This window comes from Vibrio sp. S234-5, from assembly GCF_000960595.1.
Lineage (GTDB): Bacteria > Pseudomonadota > Gammaproteobacteria > Enterobacterales > Vibrionaceae > Vibrio.
This window is the reverse complement of sequence record NZ_JZAM01000168.1, coordinates 14193-29300: the sequence shown is the minus strand read 5'-3', so window position 1 is coordinate 29300 and position 15108 is coordinate 14193. Positions and strand designations below refer to the sequence as shown.

General features: G+C 49.8%; 13 protein-coding genes. 9 read left to right on the top strand and 4 right to left on the bottom strand.

Features of this window, described 5'->3' with window-relative positions; translation table 11 throughout:
• Positions 1-16 precede the first annotated feature (16 nt).
• The 3 genes from UF06_RS07195 to UF06_RS07185 form a co-directional block, all read right to left on the bottom strand.
• Entirely contained in the window at positions 17-1063 is a 1047-nt protein-coding gene (locus UF06_RS07195) for an MJ1255/VC2487 family glycosyltransferase (protein ID WP_045569832.1), read from the bottom strand.
• A 3-nt stretch (positions 1064-1066) separates the two neighbouring features.
• Positions 1067-1615: a phosphatase PAP2 family protein gene (locus UF06_RS07190; RefSeq protein ID WP_045569831.1), complete on the bottom strand. Its 549-nt coding sequence runs from the start codon at positions 1613-1615 to the stop codon at positions 1067-1069.
• Between the two features lie 132 nt (positions 1616-1747).
• Complete coding sequence (locus tag UF06_RS07185) at positions 1748-2398, bottom strand: TetR family transcriptional regulator (RefSeq protein WP_045569830.1); 651 nt, start codon at positions 2396-2398, stop codon at positions 1748-1750.
• A 422-nt stretch (positions 2399-2820) separates the two neighbouring features.
• On the opposite strand from UF06_RS07185, the gene leuA reads away from it, so the two are divergent.
• The 5 genes from leuA to UF06_RS07160 all read left to right on the top strand — a co-directional run bounded on the left by leuA (position 2821) and on the right by UF06_RS07160 (position 8508).
• Complete coding sequence (gene leuA / locus UF06_RS07180; RefSeq protein WP_045569829.1) at positions 2821-4368, top strand: 2-isopropylmalate synthase; 1548 nt, start codon at positions 2821-2823, stop codon at positions 4366-4368.
• A gap of 85 nt (positions 4369-4453) precedes the next feature.
• Positions 4454-5545 (top strand): 3-isopropylmalate dehydrogenase, encoded by a 1092-nt coding sequence (leuB, locus tag UF06_RS07175; protein WP_045569828.1) that lies wholly within the window; start codon positions 4454-4456, stop codon positions 5543-5545.
• Positions 5546-5564: 19 nt separating this feature from the next.
• Positions 5565-6965 carry a 3-isopropylmalate dehydratase large subunit gene (leuC, locus tag UF06_RS07170; protein ID WP_045569827.1) on the top strand — a complete coding sequence of 467 codons (1401 nt, stop codon included), beginning with the start codon at positions 5565-5567 and terminating at the stop codon, positions 6963-6965.
• 12 nt (positions 6966-6977) lie between these two features.
• Positions 6978-7580: a 3-isopropylmalate dehydratase small subunit gene (gene leuD, locus UF06_RS07165; protein ID WP_045569826.1), complete on the top strand. Its 603-nt coding sequence runs from the start codon at positions 6978-6980 to the stop codon at positions 7578-7580.
• A gap of 148 nt (positions 7581-7728) precedes the next feature.
• Positions 7729-8508, top strand: coding sequence for a DUF547 domain-containing protein (locus UF06_RS07160; RefSeq protein ID WP_045569825.1), 780 nt, complete (start codon positions 7729-7731; stop codon positions 8506-8508).
• 126 nt (positions 8509-8634) lie between these two features.
• On the opposite strand, the gene djlA is transcribed toward UF06_RS07160, so the two are convergent.
• On the bottom strand, positions 8635-9498 hold the full coding sequence (djlA, locus tag UF06_RS07155) for a co-chaperone DjlA (protein WP_045569824.1): 864 nt from the start codon (positions 9496-9498) through the stop codon (positions 8635-8637).
• A 147-nt stretch (positions 9499-9645) separates the two neighbouring features.
• Between djlA and lptD the strand changes: the two genes are divergently transcribed.
• The 4 genes from lptD to rsmA are packed head-to-tail and all read left to right on the top strand — an operon-like array spanning position 9646 to position 15101.
• Positions 9646-11976: an LPS assembly protein LptD gene (lptD, locus tag UF06_RS07150; protein WP_045569823.1), complete on the top strand. Its 2331-nt coding sequence runs from the start codon at positions 9646-9648 to the stop codon at positions 11974-11976.
• Positions 11977-12032: 56 nt separating this feature from the next.
• The gene (surA, locus tag UF06_RS07145; protein ID WP_045569822.1) at positions 12033-13319 is read left to right on the top strand and encodes a peptidylprolyl isomerase SurA; all 1287 of its coding nucleotides are present in this window, start codon (positions 12033-12035) and stop codon (positions 13317-13319) included.
• Positions 13309-14298, top strand: coding sequence for a 4-hydroxythreonine-4-phosphate dehydrogenase PdxA (gene pdxA / locus UF06_RS07140; RefSeq protein ID WP_045569821.1), 990 nt, complete (start codon positions 13309-13311; stop codon positions 14296-14298). The genes surA and pdxA overlap by 11 nt, the downstream gene beginning before the upstream one ends.
• Positions 14295-15101, top strand: a complete 807-nt coding sequence (rsmA, locus tag UF06_RS07135) for a 16S rRNA (adenine(1518)-N(6)/adenine(1519)-N(6))-dimethyltransferase RsmA (protein ID WP_045569820.1) — start codon at positions 14295-14297, stop codon at positions 15099-15101. The genes pdxA and rsmA overlap by 4 nt, the downstream gene beginning before the upstream one ends.
• The last annotated feature ends 7 nt before the right edge of the window (positions 15102-15108 follow it).

The following is a 15108-nucleotide window of genomic DNA, read 5'->3' as shown; positions in this document are numbered from 1 at the left end:
TCCGTCAATGAATAATTTATAAATTTGACACGTAAGTGGGGAAATCGACTCGTTCCCAAAGCAGTCGGGAGAGCTCTTGCTGTGAGCTCCAATCGCCTTGCAAAAGCCAGTCTGAGATTGCAGCGGCCACATCAGGATAAGTGACGCTTTCGGCATGCTCTTCCTCCAACCAAGCACGCACCACTGGTGCATCGAGCGAATCCATCACCGACGCCAATCCCAAGGTTTCGAGTGTTGCCACATTGCTTTGCTGCTCAAACTGCCCTTGCAGGGGCTTGACCAACAATTTTTTTCCTAGGGAGAGGGCCTCGGATGGCAGTTCAAACCCACCGTTGGCAATCACACCGCTACAGGCATGTAAATCGGCCTGAAAAGCCTGATGATTGAGGGCACGAAGCTCGACATTTTCCAGCACTTCAGTATGTAAGAGGTCGGGGTGGTAGCAGAGAAACTTTTGCCCTTGAAAGCGCCACAATAACTCACAAATCTCCTCTACCTGTTCAAAAGGCAGATAAACCAAAATGAAATCTCGATGGGCCGAGCTCTGCTGCACGGTATTGACGATCGGCGGCAGAATCGGTTGATCAAAATGATACCAGTGCAAGCCGATGTGGATATCCGCAGGGGCAAAGTACTGCAACACTTGCTTGTCTAACCAACTTGCTCCTTTCAGTGGAACCGGATAGCGAAAAGCATTTTGGTGGCTGATGCTAATACAGGTTTTCTGCTGTTTTTTCGCCGCCCACGCCGACACGGGTTCAAAATCATTGATCACCAAGTCGTAGGCAGAGAGATCGAGGCTGTCGATTTCACGCTTCAGTTGTAGCAGGTTGTTATTCAGTGCCGTTTTTACATAGCTCACTCGACCTTTCTCCGTGGCAAAAGTCAGACCACGGCAGGTTCGAAACTCGCCAAATGCCTCCATCGAGAAATAGCGTTCCGCTTCGCGCCCAGAAAAGAAAAAGTCCACCGCGACGCCACGTTGTTTGAGCGCATTGGCCATTGCCCTCGCTCTGGCAATATGACCGTTGCCCGTCCCTTGCACGCCATACAATATTTTCATGCTTTACCCCAACAGCAGCGACAAAGCAAAGGATGCGCATGCACTCCCAAGCACGGCACCAATCAACACGTCGGTGAGAAAATGCACCCCAAGTAAGATGCGTGCCAAGCCAATTAAACTTGCCCAGCAGAAAGCAAACCAAGCCAACTCAGGATAAAAGTGCGCAATTAACGTCGCCATGACAAAACCCGCAGCGGTGTGCCCAGAAGGTAAGCTATAGCGGTCGGAGGGAGTAATAAAAGCGGGGAGATAAGCGCAGTACTCTTCGGGCCTACGCCGTTTAAAGCTATTTTTCAGTAACCAATAGATCGGCAGCTCGATAGCAAAAGCCAACAATCCTGCGCACAAGAACATCCATCCGTGAGTGGGCTGCATCAACCAAGCGGCTAAACCTAGCGCCAGATACAAGTGCCCATCACCACTGTGCGACACCGCTTTACTGATGGTCGCGACTTGATGGCTAAAGCGGTGTCTGAGACAGAGACTTGAAAAAGCCAAATCCAACGCCGCGATCCGCTCCATCGGCTGGCTCAGGGAAACGAGAGTCCTCATAAGTATCTTCCTATTAACCTTGGGGTACAAAAGTTAAGCTAGAAGAGGTTAATGACAATCCAATGAAGGCAATTTGGCTATTTGGTGAACAGAGCACTGCCGTACTATGCAGCAGAAAGCAGGTTACGACGGCTACAGAACCGTAGCCAGTTCAGGCCGTAAAAAGCCGCTTTTCATCACTTGAATATTGTGTTCCACCAAACGCTCCAAAAACGGTTCATTAATTTCAACGCCATGCACTGCAAGCAACGCCGGAGGCGCAATAAACGGAAAGACCATTAGGCTGATGTAAGAAATACGACAGAGCTGCGGATCCCTTTCAGGGTTTATCACGCCACTGCTGGCCAATTTGCCAAACAACATTTCTTGCATCGGTTGGGTGATATCCAAAAAGACTTTTTCCACCAGCCGACGTTGAATGTCTGAGGGCGGCATGTGCATCACCTGAACGATCAAACGCGGAAATTGCGGCATTTTTACCATTTCACGATAGTAGGTTTTCATAATGTCGAGCAGATTGCGCTCTGTGCTCTCCATGACCAACTGCTGCATTTTCTTCTGCATCGGCGCTAACGTCTCTCTTAACATGGTTTCAAACAGCCCTTCTTTGCTGCCAAAGTAGTAGCGAATTAAAGCGCTGTTGACCCCCGCCTTTTGCGCAATCAACCGCGTTGAGACTTTGTCATACGCCATGACCACAAACAGATCCCGCGCATGGTCAATCAACTTTTTACGCGCATCGGTGTTACTACTTGGTCGCCCTACTCTGCGTTTTTCCGCCATCTCGTTTTATCTCCCATATTCATCGTCGATGAATTATATCCCGTCGTGATTAGAGTGATATCGCAATTATTCTTCATCGCTTAATCAGCGATGAATTTTAGACCTCACCGCTCTTTGCGAGCGAAACTGTTTGCACGCGGAACTGATCGGATATGAGTAAAAAATCAACTTTAGGGTTGACGCGCTCCACCGAGTGCGGTACTAATCTGTTAACTTAATTTTGTGGAATGCTTAACAAGATGACAGCACACTTTTCTCTCCTCAACCTCCTCCTTATCGTGACCAGATCGCGCGGGTAGGCTGTGGAAGAAAAATAACCACACAGAATGACAAGAAACCCGCACGCAGATGCGGGTTTTTTTATATCTAAACACAACATCTACCGGAAGAAATCGATTAACTATCGAAAAAAGGAAGCGAACATGAACGATCAGGTGATAATTTTCGACACCACATTGCGTGATGGCGAACAAGCGTTGTCAGCGAGTTTGACAGTCAAAGAAAAACTGCAAATTGCCTACGCGCTGGAAAGGCTGGGCGTTGATGTGATTGAAGCAGGCTTCCCGGTCTCCTCTCCGGGTGATTTTGAATCGGTGCAAACCATCGCCAAACATATTAAAAACAGCCGGGTTTGTGCCCTTTCTCGTGCCGTTGAGAAAGACATTGACGCCGCTGCGCAAGCGCTAAAAGTCGCTGAGGCGTTTCGAATTCACACCTTTATTTCCACATCCACCATCCACGTTCAAGATAAGCTGCGCCGTAGCTACGATGATGTGGTTGAGATGGCGGTGCATGCCGTCAAACATGCGCGCAACTACACTGATGATGTCGAGTTTTCTTGTGAAGACGCGGGCCGCACGCCAATGGACAACCTGTGCCGTATGGTCGAGGCGGCGATTAACGCTGGCGCACGCACCATCAACATTCCCGATACCGTTGGCTACACCGTGCCAAGCGAGTTTGGCGGCATCATTCAAACGCTGTTCAATCGCGTGCCGAACATCGATAAAGCGATCATTTCAGTCCACTGTCATGATGACTTGGGCATGTCGGTCGCCAACTCGATTGCCGCGGTGCAAGCGGGCGCACGTCAAGTGGAAGGCACCATCAATGGCATCGGCGAGCGCGCAGGTAACTGTTCGCTGGAAGAAGTCGCCATGATCATCAAAACACGTCAAGAGCTATTGGGCGTGCGCACTGGCATTAAACACGAAGAGATCCATCGCACCAGTAAATTGGTCAGCCAGCTTTGCAACATGCCGATCCAAGCCAACAAAGCGATTGTCGGCGCCAATGCCTTTAGCCACTCATCCGGCATTCACCAAGATGGCATGCTAAAGAACAAAAACACCTACGAAATCATGACACCCGAGTCGATCGGCCTGAAAAACCAAGCGCTGAACCTAACCAGTCGCAGCGGCCGCGCCGCAGTGAAAAGCCATATGGATTCAATGGGCTACAAAACCGAAGAGTACAATTTGGATGCCTTGTACGAAGATTTCTTAAAACTGGCCGATCGCAAAGGTCAAGTATTTGATTACGATTTAGAAGCGTTGATGCATTTTTCCAACCTGCGTGAAGAAGACGATTTCTATAAATTGAGTTATCTAAGCGTTCAATCAGGCAGCGTGATGGCGACCACCAGCATTAAATTGCAATGCGGCGAAGAAGAAAAATGCGAAGCCGCCGTTGGCAACGGCCCGGTTGATGCGTTATACCAGTGTATCTACCGTTTGACGGGCTACGATATCGTACTGGACAAGTTTGATCTGACCGCCAAAGGCGAAGGGGAAGATGGTTTAGGCCAAGCGGATATTATCGCCAACTACAAAGGCAGAAAATACCACGGCACCGGCGTTTCCACGGATATTGTCGAAGCGTCTGGACAAGCTCTGCTGCACGTGATCAACAGCATTCATCGCGCCGACACCATCGCCGAGCTGAAGCAGAAAAAGATTGCCACCGTCTGATGCCCTTTGCGCCCAATCAGGCGCACAGATAAAGAATTGAGACAAACACAACTCAAAAAAGATTAAATAAAACGAAAGGATTAACATGACAGACAAAACTTACAAAATCGCCGTCTTACCTGGCGATGGCATCGGCCCAGAAGTGATGGCACAAGCGCATAAAGTGCTGGACGCCATCGAGAAAAAACATGCCATCACTTTTGAGCGAGAAGAGCACGATGTCGGCGGGATTGCGATCGATAATCATGGTTGCCCGCTGCCAGAAAGCACTGTCAGAGCTTGTGAACAGAGCGATGCGGTTCTGTTTGGTTCAGTCGGTGGTCCGAAATGGGAACACCTGCCGCCCAACGATCAACCTGAGCGCGGCGCTCTGCTGCCACTGCGTAAACACTTCCAACTGTTTTGTAACCTTCGTCCCGCGCAAATTCACAGCGGTTTAGAGAACTTCTCACCACTGCGCGCCGATATTTCTGCGCGCGGCTTTGACATTGTGGTGGTGCGCGAGCTCACTGGCGGTATCTACTTTGGTCAACCCAAAGGCCGTGAAGGAGAAGGCGCTAACGAGAAAGCGTTTGATACCGAGGTTTATCACCGTTTTGAAATAGAGCGCATCGCAAAAATTGCGTTTGAATCAGCGCGCCTGCGCCGCAAAAAAGTGTGCTCGATTGACAAAGCCAACGTGCTACAAAGCTCGATTTTATGGCGTGAAGTGGTGGAAGAGATCGCCAAAGAGTACCCAGATGTGCAACTTTCACATATGTACATCGACAACGCGACCATGCAGCTCATCAAAGATCCAGCGCAATTTGACGTGATGCTCTGTTCCAACATTTTCGGCGACATCATTTCTGATGAGTGTGCGATGATCACCGGTTCGATGGGCATGCTGCCTTCCGCCAGCCTCAATGAAAGTAAGTTTGGTTTGTACGAGCCTGCCGGCGGCAGTGCGCCCGATATCGCGGGCAAAAACATCGCTAACCCAGTGGCGCAAATCCTCTCGGCAGCGCTAATGCTGCGATACAGCCTTGGCGAAGAAACCGCAGCGCAAGAGATCGAAAACGCGGTCTCTCAAGCACTGGCTGCAGGCGAGCTGACAGCGGATCTGGCGGGCAACAAACCCGCCCTGACAACCTCTGAGATGGGCGATAAGATCGCACAATACATTCTAAATTCATAAAAACACGGAAGTTCGAGCAATGGGCAAAACACTCTACGAAAAAGTTTACGATGCGCATGTCGCCGTTGCAGCGCCAGGGGAAACCCCGATCCTGTACATTGACCGCCACTTGGTTCACGAAGTGACCTCCCCACAAGCCTTTGATGGTTTGCGTGAAAAAGGACGTCAAGTACGTCAGGTGAGCAAAACCTTCGCCACGATGGATCACAATGTCTCTACCACCACCAAAGACATCAATGCGTCCGGCGAGATGGCACGCATTCAGATGGAAACGCTGATCAAAAACTGTCTGGACTTTGGTGTCACTCTGTATGACTTAAACCATAAATATCAAGGCATTGTACACGTCATGGGGCCAGAGTTGGGCATCACGTTACCAGGTATGACGATTGTGTGTGGGGACTCACACACCGCGACTCATGGCGCGTTTGGCTCGCTCGCCTTTGGTATCGGCACGTCAGAAGTGGAGCACGTGCTCGCCACACAAACGCTCAAGCAGGCGCGCGCCAAAACCATGAAAATCGAAGTCAAAGGCAAGGTGGCCGAAGGCATCACCGCCAAAGACATCGTGTTAGCCATCATCGGCAAAACCACCGCCGCTGGCGGTACGGGTTATGTGGTCGAATTCTGTGGTGAAGCGATTACTGACCTGTCGATGGAAGGCCGCATGACCGTGTGCAACATGGCGATTGAACTTGGCGCAAAAGCCGGTTTAATTGCGCCAGATGAGACCACTTTCGAGTACATTAAAGGTCGTAAATTCTCACCACAAGGTGCTGATTTTGAAGCGGCAGTGGAGTATTGGAAAACACTCAAAACCGATGAAGATGCCGCCTTTGACGCCGTGGTCACACTCGACGCAGCAGAAATCAAACCACAAGTGACTTGGGGCACCAACCCGGGCCAAGTGATCGCAGTAGACGAGCCGATTCCTGCACCTGAAAGCTTCAGCGACCCGGTCGAGAAAGCCTCGGCAGAAAAAGCGCTGGCTTATATGGGCCTTGAAGCGGGCAAATCGCTTTCTGACTATAAAGTCGACAAAGTGTTTGTCGGCTCGTGCACCAACTCGCGAATTGAAGATATGCGCGCTGCCGCCAGTGTCGCCAAAGGGCGCAAAGTGGCGTCACATGTGCAAGCGCTGATCGTTCCGGGCTCTGAACAGGTGAAAGCGCAAGCGGAAGCTGAAGGCTTGGATGTTATTTTTAAACAAGCAGGCTTTGAATGGCGGTTGCCAGGGTGCTCAATGTGTCTGGCGATGAACAACGATCGTCTAGGACCGCAAGAGCGCTGCGCGTCCACGTCCAACCGCAACTTTGAAGGGCGACAAGGGCGTGATGGTCGTACCCACTTGGTGAGCCCAGCCATGGCAGCAGCAGCAGCGATTGCCGGCCATTTTGTTGATATTCGAGATTGGAAATAAGAGGAAGCAAACATGCAAGGTTTTAAACAACATACCGGTTTGGTGGTTCCTCTGGATGCGGCCAACGTCGATACCGATGCCATTATTCCAAAACAGTTTCTGCAGAAAGTCTCTCGTTTAGGCTTTGGCAAACACCTGTTCCACGATTGGCGTTTTCTGGATGACGCGGGCGAGAAGCCCAACCCTGACTTTGTGATGAATGCGCCGCGCTACCAAGGGTCATCCATTCTACTTGCTCGCGAAAACTTTGGCTGTGGCTCATCACGCGAACACGCGCCATGGGCACTGGCGGACTACGGCATTCGCGCCATGATAGCGCCGAGCTTTGCGGATATTTTCTATGGCAACTCGATCAATAACCAGATGGTGCCCGTGCGTCTGACGGAACAAGAAGTCGAAGAGCTGTTCCAGTTTGTCGAGGCCAATGAAGGTGCACAAATCGAAGTGGACCTTGAGGCACTCAAAGTGCGAGCCAACGGCAAAGAGTACGCCTTTGAAATCGATGATTTTCGTCGCCATTGCTTGTTAAACGGTTTAGACAACATCGGCCTAACTCTGCAACATGAACAGAAGATCGCAGCTTATGAAGCCAATATCCCGGCATTTTTACGCTAAGCGTGAAAATGTCTTGGTTCAAATCAATGGGAATAGCGCGCTATTCCCATTTTGTTTTCGAGCCGATGAAAGGGATGGACGCGCACTGCGGTCTTATTCGTTATCTCGATAAATGACCTAGATAAATAACCTAGCGAAGAGCCTGACTATGCGACCACTTATCCTACTGCTTTTGTTCTTTTCTTTTGCCAGCTACGCGGCGCCTAAATCCGAACTTTGGCCCTATTGGCAGACATCCGATGAACAGAGCACTCTGGAAGTATCCCACCAAACTTGGCAGAACTTACTCGATCGCTATCTGGTGCGCCAAGGGGAAAATACCCTGTTTCGCTATGCTGCCGTTTCTGATGCGGATAAAAAAGCCCTCAAGCAATATTTAGCTGACTTGGCGACCCAAGATCCACTGCGCTTGAAACGCGCCGAACAGTACGCCTATTGGGTGAACCTTTACAATGCCATCACCGTCGACCTTATCTTGCAACACTACCCCGTCAAATCGATTACCAAACTGGGCGGGCTGTTCAGTTTTGGCCCGTGGAATGACAAAGTAAGCACCATTAACGGCAAAGCGCTGACGCTCAACGACATTGAGCATCGAATCTTGCGTCCGATCTGGAACGATCCTCGCACCCATTATGCGGTGAACTGCGCCAGCTTAGGCTGCCCCAATTTACAACCTTACGCCTTCACCGCAAGCAACCGTGACGCCTTACTTGAACAGGCGGCAAGAGAATTTATCAATAGCTCGAAAGGCGTTGACATACAGGGCAATCAGGCACGGCTCTCTTCGATTTATGACTGGTTTGTGGAAGATTTTGGCGGCAAAGAAAAAGTGTTTGAACACATTGGCACTTACGCACCTCAATATCGCGGTTTTTCGGCCAAGGTTGAATACCAGTATGACTGGAACTTGAATCAGGCAGACTGAAGATAACCATTTTGCATGGTCAACAAAAGGGCCGCATTCGGCCCTTATGTTTGTTACTGAAACAACGGTAGTTACTTAAAACGACGGTGGTTACTTAAAATGACGATAGCTACTTAAAATCAGTGTCTACTTAAAACCTTTTTCTCTTTTGATCAAATCGTAGGCGCTTTGAATCTCTTGCGACTTTTCTTTGGCCATATTCATCATTTCGGGTGGAAGACCTTTGGCCATCAGCTTATCTGGGTGGTGTTCATTCATCAGTTTACGATACGCTCGTTTCACCTCTTTACCATCGGCCGAGGCATCCACACCCAAAATTTTATACGCGTCAGCCAATTGATCAGTTTGTGAGGCTTGCTGCCAACCACCGTTGGACGAAGAGCGCTGCGAGCCCCCTTGTTGCTGACCAAAACCGCCCTGACGCTGAAAGCGAAACGCCGCTTCTTGCATATGTAAACGGCGCTCAAGCTGCTCAGAGGAAAAGCCCAAGCCGCGCGCTATTTTATGCAGGACGTTTCGCTCGCTCGGATGGACATCCCCATCGGCAAACGCGGCGGAAATCTGCAGTTCCAAAAAGAATTGCAGCAAATCAAAACGCCCGCCAGTGGCGATGCGAACTCGCTCTAGCACTTGCTCTAAGGGGAAATCACGCTCTTTACCTTCACGAAAGGCTTCTTGCGCCGCTTTACGCTGTTCGCCATGCAGGCTCATACGATCCATCATCGCCATCGCCAGTTGAATCTCTTCACGCGTCACCTGCCCTTTGGCTTTCGCCACGTGTCCCATCACCGCAAAGGCCGCTTTAAAAAATTCTTCCTGTCTTTCGGTCTGACTCGGGCCTTGTCCAAAGCCGGAGGTTTTAAACCCCGCTTGGTTTAAGCGACGCGCTTTATCAAACTGATGGCCAAGAAACAGGCCAAACAGAGCGCCAAAAACATTACCAAATAAAAAACCAAAAAAGGCGCCAAGTATTTTGCCAAAAATCTGCATTATGTGTTCTCTATCTCTGAATTTTTCCCGTCAATGACGGTCATATAGTGCTGGATGCCACGATTTCCTTTATGATAGGGAAATTATTTTTTCGGTCTGGCCATCATATAGCCATCGAGCAGTAGTGACATAGGAAAGTTCCGTTCAATGCAACATTTCTCCCGCACTTTTTTAGCGGCCTCTATCAGTACCGCCCTGTTTGTCCCTTACACACAAGCCCAAACAACACTCGGTGATAGTGTGCAGGAAATGCCCACTATAGATCAATGTTTGGTCAGCGCAGAAGAAAATGATGCCAATGCGCCGATTGTGGTGCACTCAGACCGTCTACAAGCGATTAATGGCGATAAAGCCGTCTACTCGGGCGATGTGGAAGTCATTCAAGGCAAGAAAAAAATCACTGCCGATTCGGTCACTTTGCATCAACAAGAACAAGTGGTCGTGGCCGAAGGCAACGTCACGTTTAACGATGGCGAGGTGAAAGCCAGCTCTAGCCGCGTCACCAACAACATGGCACAAGAAACCTTCTCGCTGGAAAACACCCAATACCAGTTCCTTTGCCAACAAGGTCGCGGTGAAGCCGCGTACATCGCCAAGACCGGACAAGCCGTATACCAGTTGCAAGATGGCTCGATAACCTCTTGCCCGGCAGACGACAACGCTTGGCGCCTGGTCGCATCAAGCATCGACGTTGACCAAAATGAAGAAACGGCGACGTTTTACAATCCACGCTTTGAAGTGATGGATGTGCCGATTTTCTACGTGCCTTATTTAACTCTGCCGATTGGCAACACACGCAAAACGGGCTTTCTTTTTCCCTCCGTCTCTTATGGTTCGAGCGATGGTGTCGAAGCGGAAATTCCTTTCTACTGGAATATCGCACCTAACTATGATCTGACACTGACCACTCTGTACATGCAACAGCGCGGAGTAAAATTGGACTCGGATTTCCGTTATCTCACCAGTCAATGGGGTGGCGGCGAAATCAAAGGCGAATATCTCCCGGGCGATGAAAAATACGCGGAAGAGGATCGTTGGGGCTATCAATACAAACACGATGGCATTATCGACCAGCAATGGCTGGTGAAGCTTGACTACTCCAAAGTCAGCGACATCGATTATTTCCGCGATCTCAAATCCGATTTGGGTAACCGAGAAGATGGCCAGCTAGTGCAAGAGGGGAAGGTAGCTTACCGTTCTAACTCATGGGATGCCTCTGTTCTGGTGCGGGACTTCCAGATCTTATTGGAAGACAACAATAAGCCGTATCGTTTGCTGCCCCAGTTGGAATTTAACTACTACACGCCACTTTGGGGGCGTTATATCAACTTCGATGTGAAAGGCCAACTGAGTCATTTCAATACACTCGACAAAGCCAAACCTAATGCCGTTCGAGCGCACATAGAACCCGGTTTGACCATCCCACTGTCAACCACTTGGGCAACTTGGACCACGGAAGCGCGCGTCTTAGCTACCTATTACCAGCAAGAACTGAGCAAACTGGAAGACCCAAGCCTGCAAGCACAATTGGATGAGCAGGTGACTCGGGTTATCCCTGAATTTCGCAGCCACGCACGGATTTTTTTGCAACGTGAAGCCAAAGTTTTTGACGGTTTCACCCAAAGCCTAGAGCCACAGGTCCAGTACCTCTATGTACCGGAAGAAAAGCAAGACAATATATATAATTACGACACAACCTTGCTGCAAACTGACTACTATGGGCTATTTCGCAGCCGCAAATACAGCAGCATCGACAAAGTTGCTCCTGCCAATCAGCTCAGCTATGGTGCCAGTACGCGCTTTTTTGACGATGAGTATAAGGAGCGACTCAACATCTCCTTTGGTCAGATCTACTACATCGACAAAAACACCAAGCTAACGGGCGATAAAGAGGAAACGTCGAACTACTCTTCATGGGCAATTGAAACCGATTTTAACTACGACGACTATCTGTTTTATCACGGTGGGGTTCAGTACGACATCGACCTTAATGCGATGCAATTGGCCAACAGTACCTTGGAATATCAATTCAAAGATGGTTTTGTCCAAGGTAACTATCGTTACGTTACTCGAGAGTACATCGAAGACACCATTTCGTTTGAAGATCTCGACACCATCACTCGTAAAGGGATCTCTCAAGCCGGTCTGGTCGCAGCCTATGAAATTAACCGCAACTGGTCTGCCAGTGGCCAATATTATTATGATTTGACCGAAGAGATCGACTTGGAATGGATGGCGAGTCTGCGTTATCAATCCGATTGTTGGTATATCGGTTTTACTTACACCAATCAATTAGTGAAGTGGAAAAACAACGTGGTCGGCGGTGACAACAATGACCCGGTTTACGACACCAACATCAGTGTTAACTTTGGTATTCAAGGCTTTGCCACCAAAAACAGAAGTTATACCGCCGCCAAAGAGCTGGAAGATGCCGATAATTCCATCGTCTATGGTCGTCCTTTCTACTTGAACAATTAGTGATTTCCGACGTCTGAGTAGTCAGACGTTAAATCGATGCAACAATGGATTATTAAATGAAAAGCTGGAAAACAATCTTATTCGCTCTGTTGCTGTCAGGCAGTGCACTGGCCGCTCCTGTAGAACTTGATAAGGTTGCCGTCATTGTCAATAACGGTGTGATTTTGCAAAGCGACATTGACACTGCGATGAAAACCTTGCGGGCCAACGCCAAGCAAAATGGCCAAGCCTTACCTTCAGCCGAGGTGCTGCACGAGCAAATCGTCGAAAAGCTGATCCTCGACACACTACAAACCCAAGAAGCAGACCGCATCGGCGTACGAATTGACGACAATCGACTCAATCAAGCCATCAGTGAGATTGCCGCCAACAACCAACAGACGGTCGCCGAACTGTCCGCGTCGATCACCAGCGAAGGATTAAGCTACGCGGAATTTCGCGAGCAGATCCGCAAAGAGATTGCGGCTTCTGAAGCTCGCAACGCCCTAGTGCGTCGTCGTATCAACATTCTGCCTGCCGAAGTCGACAGCTTATCCGAGATGCTCGCGCAAGAAACCAGTGCCACCGTGCAATACAAGCTTGGCCACATCCAACTGCGTTTCTCCGATGACCAAGACAAAGCGGCCGTCGAAGCACAAGCAAAAGCGATCATTGAAAAACTCAATAACGGCGCGGATTTCAGTACCATGGCCTACACCTACTCCAAAGGCCCGAAAGCGTTGCAAGGCGGCGATTGGGGCTGGATGCGTAAAGAAGAGATGCCAACCATCTTCGCCGATCAAATTAAGATGCAAAACAAAGGCAGCGTCATTGGCCCATTTCGCAGCGGTGTCGGTTTTCATATCCTGAAGATTGAAGATATCAAAGGGTTAGAAACCATCGCCGTGACCGAAGTGAATGCGCGTCATATCCTGCTTAAACCGACCGTTATCCTCAGTGATGAAGGGGCGAAACGTGAACTGAACGAGTTCATCCGTCGCATCAAAGCCGGTGAAGCCAGCTTTGCTGAGCTAGCGCAGCAATACAGCCAAGACCCGGGCTCAGCCGCGCAAAATGGCGAGTTAGGCTATCAAACGCCCGATCTGTATGTCCCTGAATTTAAGCATCAGGTCGAAACGCTTCCTGTCGGCAAGATCAGCGAACCTTTCCAAACCGTGCACGGCTGGCACATTGTCGAAGTGCTGGATCGCCGCGAAGTGGATCGCACCGATTCGGCGATGAAAAACAAAGCTTACCGTATTTTGTTTAACCGTAAATTTAACGAAGAAGCGGGCGCTTGGATGCAAGAGCTGCGAGCAGGTGCCTTTGTTGAAATCGTCAAGGACGAAGAGCATGACAGTTAAACGTATCGTCGTCACCGCCGGAGAGCCTGCGGGGATTGGCCCGGATCTGGTGCTGGCGCTTTCCAAGCAAGATTGGGATCACCAACTGGTGGTGTGCGCGGATAAATCGTTACTTGCGCAGCGCGCCGAACAGCTCGGCATCGAGGTTGAACTGCACGACTATCTAGCAGGGAGCACGCCGCAGCCACAAAAAGCGGGTTCGCTGGTGGTCGATCACATAGCCATGAACGCGCCGTGTATCGCCGGACAGTTAAACGAAAGTAACGGCCATTATGTGTTAAAAACACTGGAAAGAGCCGCTTTGGGCTGTATGAATGACGAATTTGATGCTATTGTCACCGGCCCTGTTCACAAGGGGGTGATTAATCGTGCGGGCGTCGCCTTTAGCGGCCACACTGAATTCTTCGCCGAAAAATCCAACACCCCGTTAGTTGTCATGATGTTGGCGACCGAAGGGCTGCGTGTGGCGCTGGTCACCACGCACATTCCACTGGCCTATGTGTCAAAAGCCGTCACGGAAGATCGCCTGGAAAAAATCATCGATATCCTTCATCGGGATTTGGTGGAAAAATTTGCCATCGCAGAGCCAAAGATCTATGTTTGCGGGCTCAATCCGCATGCTGGTGAAGATGGCTGCCTTGGCCGAGAAGAGATCGAAACCATCACGCCGACGCTGGAAAAAATTCGTCGTGAAAAAGGCATTCATTTGGTCGGCCCATTGCCGGCCGATACTATTTTTAATGAAAAATATTTAGACGATGCGGATGCTGTCTTAGGCATGTATCACGACCAAGTGCTGCCTGTGCTCAAATACAAAGGCTTTGGTCGTTCAGTGAACATTACTCTTGGTCTACCCTTTATAAGAACATCGGTGGATCACGGTACTGCACTCGATCTGGCCGGAACGGGCCAAGCCGATACAGGGAGCTTTCAGACAGCACTCGCGCATGCGATAGAACTGGTAGAGAAGAAACAATGAGAAATGATGTCCATCTAGGACACAAAGCGCGTAAACGTTTTGGTCAAAACTTCCTGAACGATCCATACATTATTGATGGCATCGTTTCAGCGATTAATCCGAAATCGGGGCAAAATCTGGTGGAAATCGGCCCAGGTCTTGGGGCGATCACTGAGCCTGTTGGCCGGGAAGTCGATAAGTTCACGGTTATCGAACTGGACCGCGATTTGGCTGAGCGTTTGCGCAACCATCCTGAGTTGGCTGATAAGCTCACCATCCACGAAGGCGATGCGATGCGTTTCGACTTCACTCAATTGGTGAAGCCAAATAACAAGCTGCGCATTTTCGGCAACTTGCCGTACAACATCTCAACACCATTGATGTTCCATCTTTTTGAATTTCATAAAGATATCCAAGACATGCACTTTATGCTGCAAAAAGAAGTGGTCAACCGCTTGGCGGCAGGCCCAGGCAGCAAAGCTTACGGCCGCTTGACTGTGATGGCGCAGTACTTCTGTAAAGTGGTCCCTGTTTTGGAAGTACCACCAACGGCGTTTGTTCCACCACCGAAAGTGGATTCTGCGGTCGTGCGTTTGGTGCCTTACGAAACCTTGCCACATCCAGCAACCAGCTTGGAATGGCTTGAGCGCGTATGCCGTGAGGGCTTTAACCAAAGGCGCAAGACCATCCGCAATTGCTACAAAGGCCTTCTCGGCGAAGAGGTGATGGAAGAACTGGGTATCAATCCCGGGTTACGCCCAGAAAATCTTACCTTGCAACAATTCGTTGCGATGGCAAACTGGTTGGATGCAAACCATCAGTAATACGATG